Below are 16,679 nucleotides of genomic sequence, written 5' to 3'. Positions count from 1 at the left end.
GGTGTTCCGCCGCCGCGTCACGGGAACACATGCCCGATACGGCGGCGGCAGGGGTTGGGCATGAAGGACGAACGCTGGTTGACGCTCTTCCTGGGGCTGAACGCCGCCGCGTGGGCGGCGGAGTTCTGGATCCTGTGGGATCCCGGCCTCCAGGGCGTCCAGGACGCGATCGGCTGGTGGATGCTCGCCATTTTCCTCGGCTTCCCCATGCTGATCGGCATCCCGCTCGCGATCCTCCACGACGGGCCCGCCGCACCCGGTGACGGCCCCGCCTCCGGCGAGGCCGACCACACGCACGAGGAGAGCTGCGGAAGCCGGCTCTACGGCTGCGGAGGCTGAGGACGGGGGCACCGGAGCGGAGCGGGCGCCGGAGCGGAGCGGCCGCCGGGTGGGCGGCCGTCCGGGCGCGCGGGGTCAGGACAGCTTGCCGCCGTAGTCGGGGAGCTTGACGGTGCGCTCGGCGTGCCCGCCGACCAGGTCGCTCTCGTTGTTCCCGATGTTGGCGATGATCGTGTGGCCGCGCGCCTCGATCTCGGCCCGCTTGGCCGTCTTGTACGCGCTGACCTGCTCGAACAGGGCGGGCAGGTCCCGTACGTACAGCCCGCTGACCGGGTAGCCGACCGACTTCAGGTTCCGCTCGGTCAGCGAGAACACGATCCCGGGGCGGGCGGTGACGAAGAAGATCGCCACGCCGCGCTCGGCGGCGTACTGGGTCAGCGCGCGGACCTTCTCGATCGCGGGCGTCGGGAACGTCCAGAACCAGTGGAAGTCCGTCTCCAGCGAGGAGTTGTCGATGTCGAGGACGATCGCGGGCTTCTCGCCGGCCGGGGAGGCGGCGATGCGCCGCTCGATGGCGGGGCGCGCGGCGTCGATGACGGCGGCCACGTCGCGCTGCCAGGTGGCGTAGTCGATGCCGAGGATCGCGGCGTTGCCGCCCGGCGCGGAGGTGAGGGCGGCGGCGGTGACCGGGGCCGGGGCCGGCGCGGGTGCGGCGGCGGGGGCCGCCTCGGCGGCGGTGGCCGGGAGCAGGGCCAGCACGGCGGCGGCGACGGCGACGGTGGCTGCGGCGGTGCGGGACGTGCGGGTGCGGCGGGTGCTGCGCATGGGGGGCGCTCCTCGGTCACGGGTTGGCATGTACGTGACCAGAGTTGGCCAGAACCCCACCGGTGTCTACTGGCCGGTAGGGAACTTTTCATGGCCGATCGGTGAATGATCTTCGTTCTTCCCGGGGCGGGCCGAACGTGGCCGAAAAGGCGTTCTTGTTGGCGGTGCGGCGATGGATGTGTCATGGACGCGTCATTCACCCGATGACACGCACGGCCCAACCCCCCACGAAAGGCAGTGTGTTGACCGTGACCACCCTCGGCAGAATCGTCAAGCGCTCCCTCGCCGTCGGCGCCGTCGCCCTCGCCGCCGTCAGCCTCCAGCCCGCCGGAGCCAGCGCCTCACCCGCCCCCGTCGTCGGCGGCACCCGCGCCGCGCAGGGCGAGTTCCCCTTCATGGTCCGCCTCTCCATGGGCTGCGGCGGAGCCCTCTACACCCAGCAGATCGTCCTCACCGCCGCCCACTGCGTCAGCGGCTCCGGCAACAACACCTCCATCACCGCCACCGCCGGTGTCGTCGACCTCCAGAGCAGCAGCGCCATCAAGGTCAAGTCCACCAAGGTGCTCCAGGCCCCCGGCTACAACGGCCAGGGCAAGGACTGGGCCCTGATCAAGCTCGCCCAGCCCATCAACCTGCCCACCCTCAAGATCGCCGAGACCAAGGCCTACGACAACGGCACCTTCACCGTCGCCGGCTGGGGCGCCGCCCGCGAAGGCGGCAGCCAGCAGCGCTACCTCCTCAAGGCCCAGGTCCCCTTCGTCTCCGACGCCTCCTGCCAGAGCTCCTACGGCAGCGAACTCGTCCCCGCCGAGGAGATCTGCGCCGGCTACGCCCAGGGCGGCACGGACACCTGTCAGGGCGACTCCGGCGGCCCCATGTTCCGCCGCGACAACAACAACGCCTGGATCCAGGTCGGCATCGTCAGCTGGGGCCAGGGCTGCGCCCGCCCCAACTACCCCGGCGTCTACACCGAGGTCTCCACCTTCGCCGCCGCCATCAAGTCCGCGGCCGCCACCCTGTAACCCCCGGCAGCCCCCGACCCGCGCACTCGTCCTTCCGGCCGGACCCGAACCGGCCGGAAGGACGAGGCGCCCGGACTCTCCGAGAACGCCCGCGGCGGCGGCTACCGGCTCGCCGGAACGGCCGAACGCGCCGAAGCCCCCGGCGGCTCCCTCACTGCCGGACCCGCCCCCGAAGGCGGCCGGCTCGTCACCGCCCACCCGCCCCTGTGACCCCGCGCCCCGCCCCCCCGTCTCACGGACCGACTGACAGAGGTGCCGACGACGCCCGCCACGTAAGCTCGGGAACCATGAACAACAGCGACATCGACGAGATCGACGAGAACGTCACCGCCGAACTGTCCCGCCTGCGCGACAGCATCGACAACATCGACGCGGCCGTGGTCCACATGCTCGCCGAGCGCTTCAAGTGCACCCAGCAGGTCGGCCACCTCAAGGCCAAGCACCAGCTGCCCCCGGCCGACCCGGGCCGCGAGGCCAGCCAGATCGCCCGCCTCCGCCAGCTCGCCGAAAACGCCAAACTCGACCCGGCCTTCGCCGAGAAGCTCCTCAACTTCATCATCGCCGAAGTCATCCGCCACCACGAGACCATCGCCGCCGGCGAGGAGTGACGGCCCCGGGGCCGGGCCCGCGCCCGGCCCCGCCCCCCGAAACCCTGGGAGCGGACCCGCCCATCCGGCAGCATGGGCCGCATGTCCGCACTGACGCGCACCGAAGCGCAGCTCCGAGCCCAGCTCCTCGACGTCCACGACTACGCCGTCGGCCTCGACCTCACCACCGGAGACGAGACCTTCCAGTCCGACACCGTCATCAGGTTCACCGCCCGCGCCGCCGGAGACACCTTCGTCGAACTCAAGCCGGACGAGCTGCTCACCGCCACCCTCGACGGCAACCCCCTCGACCCGGCCACCCTCGACGGCAACCGCCTCCCGCTCACCGGCCTCACCCCCGGCCCCCACGAGCTGAGCATCGGCGCCCGCATGCGCTACTCCCGCACCGGCGAGGGACTGCACCGCTTCACCGACCCCGCGGACGGCGAGACGTACGTCTACTCCCAGATGTTCATGGACGACGTCCAGCGCGTCTTCCCCGCCTTCGACCAGCCCGACCTGAAGGCCGCCTTCGTCTTCAGCGTCGCCGTCCCCGCACACTGGACCGTCCTCACCAACGGCGTCGCCCGCCCCTTCGGCAACCGCAAGGAAGACGGAGCGGCCGTCTGGATGTCAGACCCCACCCCCGCCATCTCCACCTACCTCGCCGCCGTCGCCGCCGGCCCCTGGCACAGCGTCACCACCACCCACGCCGGACTCCCCTTCGGCATCCACTGCCGCAAGTCCCTCGCCCCCCACCTCGACGCCGACGCCGACGAGATCCTCTCCGTCACCACCGCCTGCTTCGACCGCTACCACGAGAAGTTCACCGAGCCCTACCCCTTCGACTCCTACGACCAGGCCTTCGTCCCCGAGTTCAACGCCGGCGCCATGGAGAACCCCGGACTCGTCACCTTCCGCGACGAATTCGTCTTCCGCTCCGCCGTCACCGACACCGAACGCCAGCGCCGCGCCATGGTCATCGCCCACGAGATGGCCCACATGTGGTTCGGCGACCTCGTCACCCTCGCCTGGTTCGACGACATCTGGCTCAACGAGTCCTTCGCCGAGTACATGGGCTACCAGACCCTCACCGAAGCCACCCGCTTCACCGGCACCTGGACCGAATTCGGCATGGAACGCAAGCCCTGGGGCTACGCCGCCGACCAGCGCCCCTCCACCCACCCCGTCGCCCCCGGCCCCGACGACGTCCCCGACACCGCCTCCGCCCTCCTCAACTTCGACGGCATCTCCTACGCCAAGGGCGCCTCCGCCCTGCGCCAGCTCGTCGCCTGGCTCGGCGAGAAGGACTTCCTCGCCGGCATCAACACCCACTTCGCACGCCACAAGTTCGCCAACGCCTCCCTCGCCGACTTCGTGGACTCCCTCGCCGCCAACACCGACCGCGACGTCCACACCTGGGCCGAGACCTGGCTGCGCACCACCGGCCCCGACACCCTCACCCCCCGCGTCGAGGACAGCCACGGCGGCTGGACCCTCACCGTCGACCGCCACGGCAGCCGCCCCCACCGCATCCAGGCCGGCACCTACACCCGCGCCGCCGACGGCGTACTCGAACGCACCGCACTCCTCGACCTCGACGTCCCCACCGACGAGGTCCTCTCCGCCTCCGGCCCCCGCCCCGACCTCCTCGTCCTCAACGACGGCGACCTCACCTACGCCAAGATCCGCCTCGACGAGACCTCCCTCGAAACCGCCCTGCGCGACCTCTCCCGCATCCCCGACCCCCTCACCCGGGCCGTCGTCTGGGGCTCCCTGCGCGACATGGTCCGCGACGGCGAACTCGACCCCTTCGACTACCTCCACACCCTCGACGCCCACATCCCCGAGGAATCCGACCTCGCCGTCGTCCAGGGCGTCCTCGGCTTCGCCCGCACCCAGATCGCCGACCGCTACACCGCCCCCGCCGACCGCGACACCGCCCTCGGCCTCATCACCAGCGCCACCCGCGACCTGCTGCGCCGCACCGAGGACGGCTCCGACCCGGGCCTGCGCCTGGCCGCCGTGCGCACCTTCATCGACAGCGCCACCCAGCCCGACACCATCGCCGCCTGGCTCGCCGCCGACACCGTCACCGGCGGACCCGAACTCGACCCCGAACTGCGCTGGCGCATCCTCGCCCGCCTCTGCGTCCTCGGCGCCGTCGACGCGGACACCATCGACGCCGCCCTCGCCGAGGACCCCAGCGCCACCGGACAGCAGGGTGCCGCCCGCTGCCACGCCGCCCTGCCCACCCCCGAGGCCAAGGCCGCCGCCTGGCAGCGCCTCTTCCACGACGACACCCTCTCCAACTACCTCTTCACCGCCACCGCCCAGGGCTTCTGGCAGCCCGAACAAGCCGACCTCGTACGCGACTACGTCCCCCGCTACTACCCCGAAGCCGTCGCCCTCGCCGGCCGCCGCGGCCCCGCCATCGGCGAAGCCGCCGGCCGCTGGGCCTTCCCCGCCCACGCCATCGACCCCGCCCACCTCCAGGCCGGCCACGCCTGCCTCGAAGACCCCGGCATCATCCCGATGCTGCGCCGCGTCCTGGTCGACCAGCTCGACGACCTCGCCCGCGCCCTGCGCGTCCGCGGCGCCTGACCCCGTACGCGCCCCCGCCCGCCGGGCGGCCCCGCCACCGCGGAGGCCGCCCGACGGCCCCGCCCACCCGCGTACCCTTTGTCCCGTGCCGCCCTCCCACCTGCATCGCGTCGCCGTTCTCGTCCTCGAGGGGGCCAAACCGCTCGACGTCGGCATCCCCGCACAGGTCTTCACGACCCGCGCGAGCATGCCGTACGAGGTCCGCGTCTGCGGCGCCGCACCCGGCCTCGTCACCGGCGGCGACGGACTCTCCTACTACGTCACCCACGGACTCGACGCCCTCGCCTGGGCCGACATCGTCTTCGTCCCCGGCTACCGCTTCCCCGACCGCGAAGACCCGCCCCGGCCCGTCCTCGACGCCCTCACCGCCGCCCACCGGCGCGGCGCACGCCTCGCCGCGATCTCCACCGGCGCCTTCGCCCTCGCCGCCACCGGCCTCCTCGACGGCAAACGCGCCACCACCCACTGGCACTACGCACGCGCCCTCGCCGCCAGACACCCCCACGTCCAGGTCGACGAGAACGTCCTCTTCGTCGACGAGGGCAGCGTCCTCACCTCCGCCGGCGCCGCTTCCGGCATCGACCTGTGCCTGCACATCCTGCGCCGCGACCTCGGCGTCGCCGCCTCCAACCACGCCGCCCGCCGCCTCGTCGCCGCCCCCTACCGCAGCGGCGGCCAGGCCCAGTACGTCCCGCGCAGCGTCCCCGAACCCCTCGGCGAACGCTTCGCCGCCACCCGCGAATGGGCCCTGCACCGCCTCGCCGAACCCCTCACCCTCGAAACCCTCGCCCAGCACGCCGCCGTCTCCCCCCGCACCTTCTCGCGCCGCTTCGTCGAGGACACCGGCTACACCCCCATGCAGTGGGTCATGCGCGCCCGCATCGACCTCGCCCGCGAACTCCTCGAACGCTCCGAACGCGGGGTCGAGCAGATCGCCGCCGACGTCGGCCTCGGCACCGGCGCCAACCTGCGCCTCCACTTCCAGCGCATCCTCGACACCACCCCCACCGAATACCGCCGCACCTTCACCCAGGGCGGCTGACCCCCGCCCGCCCCTCCCCGGCGGCCTGTGGCGGGATCCTTTCGAACCGTGGCGATCTCGCCCCTGTCAGGCCCGCCCGCCACGCGCGAACCTGAGGGCGCGAACTGAAGGGACACGCACACATGACTCGCATCGCCATCAACGGATTCGGCCGCATCGGACGCAACGTGCTGCGCGCGCTCCTCGAACGCGACACGAACCTCGAGGTCGTCGCCATCAACGACCTCACCGAGCCCACCGCCCTCGCCCGGCTGCTCGCCTTCGACACCACCTCCGGCCGCCTCGGCCGCCCGGTCACCGTCGAGGGCGACGTCCTGGTCGTCGACGGCCGTCGCATCAAGGTCCTCGCCGAACGCGAGCCGGCCCAGCTGCCGTGGGCCGACCTCGAGGTCGACCTCGTCCTGGAGGCCACCGGCCGCTTCACCTCCGCCGAGGCCGCCCGCGCCCACATCAAGGCCGGCGCCCGCAAGGTCCTCGTCAGCGCGCCCTCCGACGGCGCCGACGTCACCCTCGCCTACGGCGTCAACACCGACGCCTACGACGCGGAACTGCACACGGTCGTCTCGAACGCCTCCTGCACGACCAACGCCCTCGCGCCGCTGGCCGCCGTCCTGGACGAACTCGCCGGCATCGAGCACGGCTTCATGACCACGGTGCACGCCTACACCCAGGAGCAGAACCTCCAGGACGGCCCGCACCGCGACCCGCGCCGCGCCCGCGCCGCCGGCGTCAACATCGTCCCGACCTCGACGGGCGCCGCCAAGGCCATCGGCCTGGTCCTGCCGCAGCTCGACGGCAAGCTCTCCGGCGACTCGATCCGCGTACCGGTCCCGGTCGGATCCATCGTCGAGCTCAACACCACCGTCGCCCGCGACGTGACCCGCGAGCAGGTCCTGGAGGCCTACCGCACCGCCGCAGCGGGCCCGCTGGCCGGCGTGCTGGAGTACTCGGAGGACCCGCTGGTCTCCTCCGACATCACGGGCAACCCCGCCTCGTCGATCTTCGACTCCGAGCTCACCCGCGTCGAGGGCCGCCACATCAAGGTCGTCGCCTGGTACGACAACGAGTGGGGCTTCTCGAACCGCGTGATCGACACCCTCACCCTCCTCGCAGGCTGACCCCAGCCCCTCCCATACCGAGCGCCGCAGTTGGTACTGACCTGGCAACTGCGGCGCTCACCCATGTCCGAACCGGGCCGGCGCCCTCCAGCCCCCGGCCGGCCGAAGCCGGCCCCGCCGGCGTTCGAGGGCCGGTGCGTTCGAGGGCCGGGCAATTCATCCTCCTCCACCGGTTACCCCATTCGGGTCTGATCGTTGTACCGGCCGGGTGTCCCGCCCACCCCGGTGACAGCAGGAGGACCGATGACCGAGCCAGGGCCCGCCGCCGCGCCCCCGCTGGCCGGCGGCCCCCACGCGGCAGAATCGCTCCGCCCCCTCCTCGACACGGTCCTCACCGCCCTCCACACCGGCGCCGCGGAGCGCAAGGGTCCCCTCCCCGCCGGCGGCCCCGCCCCCGTCACGGCCCGCGTCCGGGCCGCACTGGGCGACGTACTCCCCACCCACGGCACCGGCGACCACGAAGCCCTCGCCACCCTCGTCCACACCCTCGCGGCCGGCGCCGCCGACCCCGCTGACCCCCTCTGCGCGGCCCACCTGCACTGCCCCCCGCTCGCGGTCGCGGCCGCCGCCGACCTCGCCGTCAGCGCCCTCAACCCCTCCCTCGACTCCTGGGACCAGGCGCCCGCCGCCTCCGCCATCGAGGCCCTCCTCACCCGCGCCCTCGCCGCCGAGTTCTACGACACCCCCCGCGCCGACGCCCTCCTCACCACCGGCGGCACCGAAGCCAACCAGCTGGCCCTCCTCCTGGCCCGCGAACGCCACGGCCCCCGCCTCACGGTCCTGCACGGCGCGAACGCCCACCACTCGGTGCCCCGCGCCGCCTGGCTCCTCGGGCTGCCCCCGGCCACCGCCCTCCCCACCCCCGCCGGCACCCTCGACCCCGCCACCCTCGACGCGGCCCTCGCCGGCACCCCCGGCCCCGCCCTCGTCACCGCCACCGCCGGCACCACCGACGCGGGCCTCATCGACCCCCTCGACGCCCTCGCCGACGTCTGCGAACGCCACGGGGCCGAACTCCACGTGGACGCCGCCTACGGCGGGGCCCTCGCCTTCAGCCCCCGCCACCGAGGCAAGCTGGGCGGCCTCCACCGCGCCCGGTCCATCACCCTCGACCTGCACAAACTCGGCTGGCAACCCGTCGCCGCCGGCCTCCTCGCCGTCCCCGACACCACCCTGCTGGCACCCCTCGCCCACCAGGCCGACTACCTCAACGCCGCCGACGACACCGAAGCCGGCCTGCCCGACCTCCTCGGCCGCTCCCTGCGCACCACCCGCCGCCCCGACGCCTTCAAGATCGCCGCCACCCTCCGCTCACTCGGCCGCGACGGCCTCGCCCGGCTCATCGACCACACCTGCGCCGCAGCCCACAGGCTCGCCGAAATCCTCGACGCACACCCCGGCTTCGAACTCCACGCGCACCCCACCATCAGCACGGTCCTCTTCCGGCCCACCCCCACCGACGACGACCGCCTCGCCGCCCTGCGCCGCACCCTCCTCCACGACGGCACCGCCGTCCTCGGGCGCGCCACCGCCGACGGCCGGCTCTGGCTCAAGGCGACCCTGCTCAACCCCCACACCACCGCGCGGGACCTGGACACCCTCGTCGCCCTCCTGGAAGGCAGAAGCCACCGATGACCGCCCAGCACGATGCACCCCACGACCTCGTCGGAATCGGCATCGGCCCCTTCAACCTCTCCCTGGCGGCCCTCGCCCACGGCCTCCCCCAACAGGGCGCCGACCCCCTCGCCGCCGTCTTCTACGACCAGCGCCGCGACTTCCGCTGGCACCCCGGCCTCCTCCTCGACGGCGCCACCCTCCAAGTGCCCTTCCTCGCCGACCTCGTCACCCTCGCCGACCCCGCCAGCCCCTGGACCTTCCTCAGCTACCTCAAGCACAAGGAACGGCTCTACCCCTTCTACTTCGCCGAGCAGTTCCACATCCAGCGGGCCGAATACGACGCCTACTGCCGGTGGGTCGCCGGACGCCTCCCCGGCCTCCACTTCGGCCACCAGGTCGACGCCGTCCGCTGGAACCCCGAACGCGACCTGTTCGAAGTCGACTACACCCAGCTCGACACCGACGGGGAAGCCGAAGCCCTCGGCCGCACCTACACCCGCAACCTCGTCCTCGGCATCGGCACGGCCCCGTTCGTCCCCGAACCCCTGCGCCCCCTCGCCGACGCCCCCACCGTCCCCGTCATCCACTCGGCCGACTACCTCGACAACCGCGCCCGCATCCTCGGCGCCGAGCACGTCACCGTCATCGGCTCCGGCCAGTCGGGCGCCGAGGTCTTCCTCGACCTGCTCCGCAACCGCCCCGCCGGCCGCGAACGCCTCACCTGGCTCGCCCGCACCCCCTCCTTCGCCCCCATGGAGTACTCCAAGCTCGGCCTGGAACACTTCACCCCCGACTACACCCGCTACTTCCACGACCTCCCCGAACCCGTCCGCGACCGGCTCGTCCCCGCCCAGTGGCAGCTCCACAAGGGCATCGACACCGCCACCATCGCCGCCATCCACGAAGAGCTCTACCGCCGCACCCTCCACGGCGGCTGGCCCGACACCGTCCTCACCCCCGGGGTCACCGTCCGCACCGCCGGCCGCGTCGCCACCACCAAGGTCGAACTCCACCTCGAACACGACCAGCAGGGCACCCGCTCCCGCCTCACCACCGATGCCGTCGTCCTCGCCACCGGCTACCGGGAACGCCCCCTCACCAGCCTGTTCGCCGGCCTCGACCCGTACATGCGCAAGGACTCCTCCGGCCGCCCCCGCATCGACGACCGCTACCGCATGGTCCTCGACCCCTCCGTCAGCGGCACCGTCTTCGTCCAGAACGGCGAACGCCACACCCACGGCGTCGGCACCCCCGACCTCGGTCTCGCCGCCTGGCGCAGCGCCGCCATCCTCAACACCCTCACCGGCAAGGAGCCCTACCCCCAGCCCCACCGCACCGCCTTCACCACCTTCGGCCTTGAACAGCGCGACCCCGCCCGCCCCCGCCGCGCCGTCAACCTCCGGCCCCTCGTCGACCACCCCTGAAACGCACACGGCCGGGACCCGCCACAGCAGGACCCGGCCGCACGCACCACGAAGAGGGCCTAGAACACGGGCACGCCCGCCCGCGTCAGACGCCAGTCCACCGAGGCGAACGCCGCCGGGTCCACGGTGCCCTTCGCCTTCACCCACTGGATGATCGTGTTACGGATCTCGTCGGAGTTGGCCCACAGCTGCTTCGCCTTCGGCACGTGCGGGAACGCCCCGCCGCCCGAAGCCCGGTAGTTGTTCACCGCGAACACGAACTGCGCCGCCGGATCCACCGGCTTCCCCGCGAACGACAGCCCCGTGATCCGCGAACCCACCGGCTGCGCGATGTCGATGTCGTACGTCAGCCCGTACACCGCGTCGTAGTTGTAGTCCGGGATGCTCTCCGCGTTCGTCAGCTTCGCCGGGTCCACCGCCCCGTCCGGAGCCGTCCGCACGTAGTACCGCGCCGAGTACTCCAGGTAGTCCTTCAGCTGCGCGCCCGTCAGCAGGCGCGCCTCCAGGGTGTTCTCGAACGGGTACAGCCCCGCCGCGTCCTTGATCGTCACCTGGCCGGCCGGGATCGCCGCGGTCCGCGAGAAGCAGGACGCCTGCGACAGCACCGGCAGCTTCCCCCACTCGGAACCGGCCAGCGCCGCCTTCACCGTCTCCGCCTGCACGTGGTTGATCAGGTCGATGATCGGCACGTCCTTCACCGGCCCCTCGGCCGACGACATCGCCTGCGTCGACGTCCCGATCACCTGGTTGACGTACGCGACGACCTTGCGGTGCTCGTCCGACAGCAGCCCCGTGATCTTCGGGTCCTCGGCCGCCGTGTTCGAGTTCAGCACCTTCGCCGAGACCTTCGCCACCGACCAGCGGCCCCGCTCCCACGACAGCTCGAAGTCGAACAGCGTCAGCCGCTGCCCCCACTTCAGCGGCTCCGACAGCACCACGTCCTTGCCGGTCGCCTTGTTCTTCACCCGGTACTCCGGGATCTCCGTGTGCGCGTGGCCCACCAGGATCGCGTCGATCCCCGGCACCTGCTCGGCCACCAGGCCCGCCGCGTTCTCCACGTACGGCAGCTGGTCGCCGTACGAGGACGTACCGCTCGACCCCGAGTGCGCCGACACGATCACCACGTCCGCGCCCATGGACCGCAGCCTCGGCACGTACTTCGCCGCCTGCTCCTCCAGCCCCGGGAACGTCATCCGCCCCTGGACGTTCGCCTTGTCCCAGATCGCGATGCCCGGGTTCGTCAGACCCAGCACCGCCACCTTCACGTCACGCCCGTGCGGGGTCCGCAGCCGGTGCATGCTGTACGGCGCGAACGCCGGCCGCAGGGTCTTCGCGTCCAGCGCGTTCGCCCCCAGCAGCGGGAAGTGGCACTGCTCCTCGAACTTCCGCAGCACCGGGATGCCGTAGTTGAACTCGTGGTTCCCCAGCGCCGCCGCGTCGTAGCCGATCGCGTTCATCGCCTGCGCCATCGGGTGCACCGGACCACGCCGCGCGGTGATCGGGTCCACCTTCGCGTAGTAGTAGGAGAGCTGCGTCCCCTGGATCGTGTCACCCGCGTCGATCAGCAGCGTGTTGCACCGCCCCTTCTCCGCGCGGACCTGCTCCACCAGCGTCGAGATCTTCGCCAGGCCGACGTCGTTGTGCGCCTTGTCGTCGAACTCCTTGTCCGTGAAGTAGTCCCAGTTGAAGACGTTCCCGTGCAGGTCGGTCGTGCCCATCACGGTGAACGCGTAGGTCCTGGACCCCCGCGACCCTTCCGCGGGCGCGGTCGCGGCGGCCGCCGGCGAGCTCGTGGCCCCCGCCACCGCCACGGCGGCACCCGTGGCGGCCGAAGCCCCCATGAAAGTCCTACGGTCAAACGCCATTGCCATCTCCCCTTGTGAGGCGTGTTACGAAGCGTGAACGACGCGCGTAGATTCTGACCCACCGGTAACAAACCGCAACACCCCCCGCAGGTTTCGATCCGATGACCACACCAGAACGGGCACCGGTGCGAGAGTGAAACCATGACCCAGGACGCCTCGAACGCCGCCCACCAGCCCTACGGAACCCCCGAGGTCCCCCGCGTCGCCGTCCGCGGAGAAGCCCGCCTCGAAGTCGACCCCGAAATCGCCCGCATCGGCATCACCGTCAGCGCCCGGGGCACCGACCGCCGCACCGCCCTCGACGACCTCACCCGCCGCAACACCACCGTCCTCGAACTCCTCAAGAGCTACGGCGAACCCGTCGAGAAGATCGAAACCGGCTCCTTCTCCATCACCCCCGAACCCACCCGCCACGGCCGCGGCGAACGCGTCCGCGCCTACCACGGCCGCGTCCACATCACCGCCGAACTCAACGACTTCACCACCCTCGGCGAACTCACCACCCGCCTCGCCGACCTCGAACTCACCCAGGTCGACGGCCCTTGGTGGGCCCTGCGCCCCACCTCTCCCGCCCACGGCGAAGCCCGCCGCCAAGCCGTACTCGAAGCCGTCCAGCGCGCCCGCGAATACGCCCACGCCCTCGGCGCCGACCTCGCCGCCCTCGTCGAACTCGCCGACCTCGGAGCCGAGGACGCCACCCCCTACCCCCAGCCCGGCGGCGCCCTGCGCACCATGGCCTTCGCCGCATCCGCCGAAGACGCCGGCGCCCCGCCCCTCGACCTCGAACCCCAGCGCCAGACCGTCTTCGCCCAGGTCAACGCCCGCTTCACCATGACCCCGCCGCAGCTCTGAACAGCCCCCGTGGGGGTGCTCATCAGAGCACCCCCACGCACATTCAAAAAATGTCAACAAGCTTTCGCCCAAAGGTGGTTGAGGAGACGCCCGGACCACATTTCCTACCCCCCGGTAGGGCATACGCTCGCCCCATGCGCCGAGCGAAAATCGTATGTACCCTGGGCCCCGCCACCGACTCATACGACCAGATCAAAGCCCTGGTCGAAGCCGGCATGGACATCGCCCGCCTCAACCTCAGCCACGGCACCTACGCCGAACACGAGGAGCGCTACCAACGCGTACGAAAGGCCTCCGACGAGACCGGCCGCAGCGTCGGCGTCCTCGCCGACCTTCAAGGCCCGAAGATCCGCCTCGGCCGCTTCCACGAAGGCCCCGTACTCCTTGAACGCGGCGACGAGTTCACCATCACCGTCGAAGACCACCAGGGCGACCGCCACACCTGCGGCACCACCTACAAGGGCCTCGCCGACGACGTCACCCCCGGCGAACGCATCCTCGTCGACGACGGCCGCGTCACCCTCGAAGTCACCTCCGTCGACGGCCCCCGCGTCCACACCCGCGTCATCGAAGGCGGCATGGTCTCCGACCACAAGGGCCTCAACCTCCCCGGAGTCGCCGTCTCCGTCCCCGCCCTCTCCGACAAGGACATCGAAGACCTCCGCTGGGCCCTGCGCACCGGCGCCGACGTCATCGCCCTCTCCTTCGTCCGCACCGGCCGCGACATCGAAGACGTCCACCGCATCATGGACGAGGAAGGCCGCCGCCTCCCCGTCATCGCGAAGATCGAGAAGCCCCAGGCCGTCGAAAGCATCGACGACATCGTCGCCGCCTTCGACGGCATCATGGTCGCCCGCGGCGACCTCGGCGTCGAAATGCCCCTGGAACAAGTCCCCATCGTCCAGAAGCGCGCCATCAAACTCGCCAAGCGCAACGCCAAACCCGTCATCGTCGCCACCCAGATGCTCGACTCGATGATCGACAACAGCCGCCCCACCCGCGCAGAGGCCTCCGACGTCGCCAACGCCGTCATCGACGGCACCGACGCCGTCATGCTCTCCGGCGAGACCAGCGTCGGCAAACACCCCATCGACACCGTCCGCACCATGTCCCGCATCGTCGAAGCCGCCGAAGAGGACATCCTCGCCAAGGGACTCCCGCCCCTCACCGACCGCAACAAGCCCCGCACCCAGGGCGGAGCCGTAGCCCGCGCGGCCGCCGAAATGGGCGACTTCCTCGGCGCGAAGTTCCTCGTCGCCTTCACCCAGAGCGGCGACACCGTCCGCCGCCTCTCCCGCTACCGCAGCCCCATCCCGCTCCTCGCCTTCACCCCCGACCCCGCCACCCGCTCCCAGCTCAACCTCACCTGGGGCGTAGAAACCTTCCTCGGCCCCCACGTCGACTCCACCGACGCCATGGTCGCCCAGGTCGAAGAGGAACTCCTGCGCATCGGACGCTGCGTCCCCGGCGACGTCGTCGTCATCACCGCCGGCTCACCCCCCGGCGTCACCGGCAAGACCAACCTCGTCCGCATCCACCACATCGGCGACCCGGTCCGCTGACACCACGACGCCGTCGGCCGTCCCTGGTGGGGGACGGCCGACGGCGCCGTTCACGGGTGTCACCAGCCGAACCGGCGGTCCACCTCGGCCTCGAACTCCTCGAACGACAACACCGCGTCACCGTTCTTGTCCGCCGCGTCGAACAACGCCGACGACGCGTCTGCGTCCCCCAACCCCCAGAACGGCAGATCCCCCCGCGCGGCCAGCGTCGGCCCCTGGGTACGCAACGCCGAAATCACCTCGGCCCGCGTCAGCTCCCCGTCATGGTTCAGATCCAGCGCATCGAACAGCTTCCGAGCCTTCTCGCTCACCGAAACGTCCCTCCACCACGCACACCGTTGACCCCCTCAACCTAGGGCACCAAACCCGGCACCACCTCCCACCCGTTCACCACCCACACCAACCTCCAGTACCGCTCCACCCGCGGATCCACCGGCCCCACCACCCCCGGCGCCCGCCTGAACTCCTCCCGGAACCCCGCATCCCCCACCAGCCCCGCCAACTCCACCCACGCCGCCACCTGCTCCGACGACGGATCCTCCGGCAACTCCGGCGCCGAAGCCCGCACCATCGCCGCCACCGACTCCTCGGCCCCCTCCACCAGCAGCTCCACCAGCCGCCGCCGCTCCTCGCCCGCCCACCGCGTCACGTCATGCATCAACCGAACCTCCTCCGGACCCGACCCGCGCTCCGCCACCAACCGCAGCACCGCCCGACGCAACCGCAACGCCCGGATCTGCGCCTCCACCGCATCGGCGTGCACGGCGGCCACCTCGGCCACCGACAGCTCCCGATCCAGCACCCGCCGCACGCTGGGCAGATCCACCCCCAGCTCCCGCAGCGTCCGCACCAGCTCCAGCCGCACCAGCGCGCCGTCGTCGTACAGCCGGTACCCGGCACGACTACGACAGGCCGGCGCGACGATGCCCTCGTCGGAGTAGAAACGGATGGTCCGCACCGCCAACCCGGTCCTGCGGGCCAGCTCCCCGATCGCATACAACTCCGTCACGCCGTCCATGCCCCTACCCTGCGGTCTCCACCCACTGGAGGGTCAAGCCGGCCTCAGTACTTCGGCCCGACGTGGGCGTCCATGAGGGCGACGGATTCCTTGCGGGCGACGGAGACGTTGTACGGCCTGCCGTGCCGCGTGCAGTTCCGCCAGGCGACGCCGAGCCGGTCGAGGGTGTTCGTGAACAGCCTCCGGATGTCGTCGGACACGTTCGTGAACCAGTAGCGGGGGTACTCGTAACGCTTCCCCTTCCGCACCGTCCAGTTCGTGATCCGGCAGCCGTCCGAGTGGATCAACCCCCGGATGAAGTTCCAGGGGTGCTGATCGACGATCTCCTGCTGCCAGGGGGCGAGGGCTATGAGCCGCTCGTGCTTCCTCCCCGGGCCGTGCTGGGGGAACAAGCAGGGCAGGTGCTTGGAGTAGACCTTGATGTTGTGCGCGCCCTTGACCCGGACCCGGCACGTCCGGTGTGTGGGGAACACCGACCGGAGCGCGGCTTCCGCCTCGTCCTGGATTCCCGGCCAGTGGTCGTCCAGCGTGATCATGAGGCTGAGCGTCCGGTGCCCGGAGTAGTGGCTGATGTGGCCGTCGCCCAGATAGAGGCCCAGGAGGTACGCATAGGCGGCATGGTTCAGAGGCACCCCGTCGCATCTCGGACAGTCGTGGAAGCCCCGTCCTGGACACTCGCCGCGCTTGGCGCGGTCCATGTGCTTCCAGTATCCGATCGTGCCGACGGGGACGTTCAGCTGCCGGGCGACCTCGGCGTTGCGGACCCCGGAGCGGAGGAGCGAAAGTGCGGTCTGCCTCACCTGGAGGCTGTGCAGGGACATGCGGCCACATTGGGCCAGTCCGCCTCTTCCGGGATGCGAAAAA

Annotated in this window: 15 protein-coding genes; 10 read left to right on the top strand and 5 right to left on the bottom strand. The window is 71.4% G+C overall.

Going from position 1 to position 16,679, the window contains the following annotated elements; genetic code table 11:
* The first annotated feature begins 60 nt into the window (after positions 1 to 60).
* Complete coding sequence (locus tag D1J60_RS09530; protein WP_125820815.1) at positions 61 to 339, top strand: hypothetical protein; 279 nt, start codon at positions 61 to 63, stop codon at positions 337 to 339.
* Between the two features lie 75 nt (positions 340 to 414).
* On the opposite strand, the gene D1J60_RS09525 is transcribed toward D1J60_RS09530, so the two are convergent.
* Positions 415 to 1,104, bottom strand: a complete 690-nt coding sequence (locus tag D1J60_RS09525; protein ID WP_125820814.1) for an HAD family acid phosphatase — start codon at positions 1,102 to 1,104, stop codon at positions 415 to 417.
* A 203-nt stretch (positions 1,105 to 1,307) separates the two neighbouring features.
* Between D1J60_RS09525 and D1J60_RS09520 the strand changes: the two genes are divergently transcribed.
* The 7 genes from D1J60_RS09520 to D1J60_RS09485 all read left to right on the top strand — a co-directional run bounded on the left by D1J60_RS09520 (position 1,308) and on the right by D1J60_RS09485 (position 10,518).
* Positions 1,308 to 2,126, top strand: coding sequence for a serine protease (locus D1J60_RS09520; RefSeq protein WP_125820813.1), 819 nt, complete (start codon positions 1,308 to 1,310; stop codon positions 2,124 to 2,126).
* Positions 2,127 to 2,413: 287 nt separating this feature from the next.
* Positions 2,414 to 2,734 carry a chorismate mutase gene (locus D1J60_RS09510; protein ID WP_125605821.1) on the top strand — a complete coding sequence of 107 codons (321 nt, stop codon included), beginning with the start codon at positions 2,414 to 2,416 and terminating at the stop codon, positions 2,732 to 2,734.
* An 81-nt stretch (positions 2,735 to 2,815) separates the two neighbouring features.
* A complete protein-coding gene (gene pepN / locus D1J60_RS09505) occupies positions 2,816 to 5,317 on the top strand; it encodes an aminopeptidase N (RefSeq protein ID WP_125820812.1) in 2,502 nt (833 codons plus the stop codon).
* 85 nt (positions 5,318 to 5,402) lie between these two features.
* A complete protein-coding gene (locus tag D1J60_RS09500) occupies positions 5,403 to 6,359 on the top strand; it encodes a DJ-1/PfpI family protein (RefSeq protein WP_125820811.1) in 957 nt (318 codons plus the stop codon).
* Between the two features lie 122 nt (positions 6,360 to 6,481).
* Positions 6,482 to 7,477, top strand: a complete 996-nt coding sequence (gene gap / locus D1J60_RS09495) for a type I glyceraldehyde-3-phosphate dehydrogenase (protein ID WP_125820810.1) — start codon at positions 6,482 to 6,484, stop codon at positions 7,475 to 7,477.
* 243 nt (positions 7,478 to 7,720) lie between these two features.
* Positions 7,721 to 9,112: an aminotransferase class V-fold PLP-dependent enzyme gene (locus D1J60_RS09490; protein ID WP_125820809.1), complete on the top strand. Its 1,392-nt coding sequence runs from the start codon at positions 7,721 to 7,723 to the stop codon at positions 9,110 to 9,112.
* The gene (locus D1J60_RS09485; protein WP_125820808.1) at positions 9,109 to 10,518 is read left to right on the top strand and encodes a SidA/IucD/PvdA family monooxygenase; all 1,410 of its coding nucleotides are present in this window, start codon (positions 9,109 to 9,111) and stop codon (positions 10,516 to 10,518) included. The genes D1J60_RS09490 and D1J60_RS09485 overlap by 4 nt, the downstream gene beginning before the upstream one ends.
* Positions 10,519 to 10,577: 59 nt before the next feature.
* Here D1J60_RS09485 and D1J60_RS09480 read toward each other — a convergent pair whose 3' ends face one another.
* Entirely contained in the window at positions 10,578 to 12,383 is a 1,806-nt protein-coding gene (locus tag D1J60_RS09480; RefSeq protein WP_125820807.1) for a 5'-nucleotidase C-terminal domain-containing protein, read from the bottom strand.
* A 141-nt stretch (positions 12,384 to 12,524) separates the two neighbouring features.
* On the opposite strand from D1J60_RS09480, the gene D1J60_RS09475 reads away from it, so the two are divergent.
* A complete protein-coding gene (locus D1J60_RS09475; protein WP_125820806.1) occupies positions 12,525 to 13,235 on the top strand; it encodes an SIMPL domain-containing protein in 711 nt (236 codons plus the stop codon).
* 134 nt (positions 13,236 to 13,369) lie between these two features.
* A complete protein-coding gene (pyk, locus tag D1J60_RS09470) occupies positions 13,370 to 14,797 on the top strand; it encodes a pyruvate kinase (protein WP_125820805.1) in 1,428 nt (475 codons plus the stop codon).
* A gap of 59 nt (positions 14,798 to 14,856) precedes the next feature.
* Here pyk and D1J60_RS09465 read toward each other — a convergent pair whose 3' ends face one another.
* Genes D1J60_RS09465 through D1J60_RS09455 form a run of 3 tightly spaced genes read right to left on the bottom strand, consistent with a single transcriptional unit; the run spans position 14,857 to position 16,636 of the window.
* Positions 14,857 to 15,108 carry an EF-hand domain-containing protein gene (locus D1J60_RS09465; RefSeq protein WP_125820804.1) on the bottom strand — a complete coding sequence of 84 codons (252 nt, stop codon included), beginning with the start codon at positions 15,106 to 15,108 and terminating at the stop codon, positions 14,857 to 14,859.
* A 41-nt stretch (positions 15,109 to 15,149) separates the two neighbouring features.
* Positions 15,150 to 15,815, bottom strand: a complete 666-nt coding sequence (locus D1J60_RS09460; RefSeq protein ID WP_125820803.1) for a MerR family transcriptional regulator — start codon at positions 15,813 to 15,815, stop codon at positions 15,150 to 15,152.
* Positions 15,816 to 15,859: 44 nt separating this feature from the next.
* On the bottom strand, positions 15,860 to 16,636 hold the full coding sequence (locus D1J60_RS09455) for a helix-turn-helix domain-containing protein (RefSeq protein WP_125820802.1): 777 nt from the start codon (positions 16,634 to 16,636) through the stop codon (positions 15,860 to 15,862).
* Between the last annotated feature and the right edge of the window lie 43 nt (positions 16,637 to 16,679).

It is taken from the genome of Streptomyces sp. W1SF4 (genome assembly GCF_003950035.1).
GTDB classification, from domain to species: domain Bacteria; phylum Actinomycetota; class Actinomycetes; order Streptomycetales; family Streptomycetaceae; genus Streptomyces; species Streptomyces racemochromogenes.
Note: the sequence above shows the minus strand (reverse complement) of the source record. Positions and strands in the feature narration are given on the sequence as shown.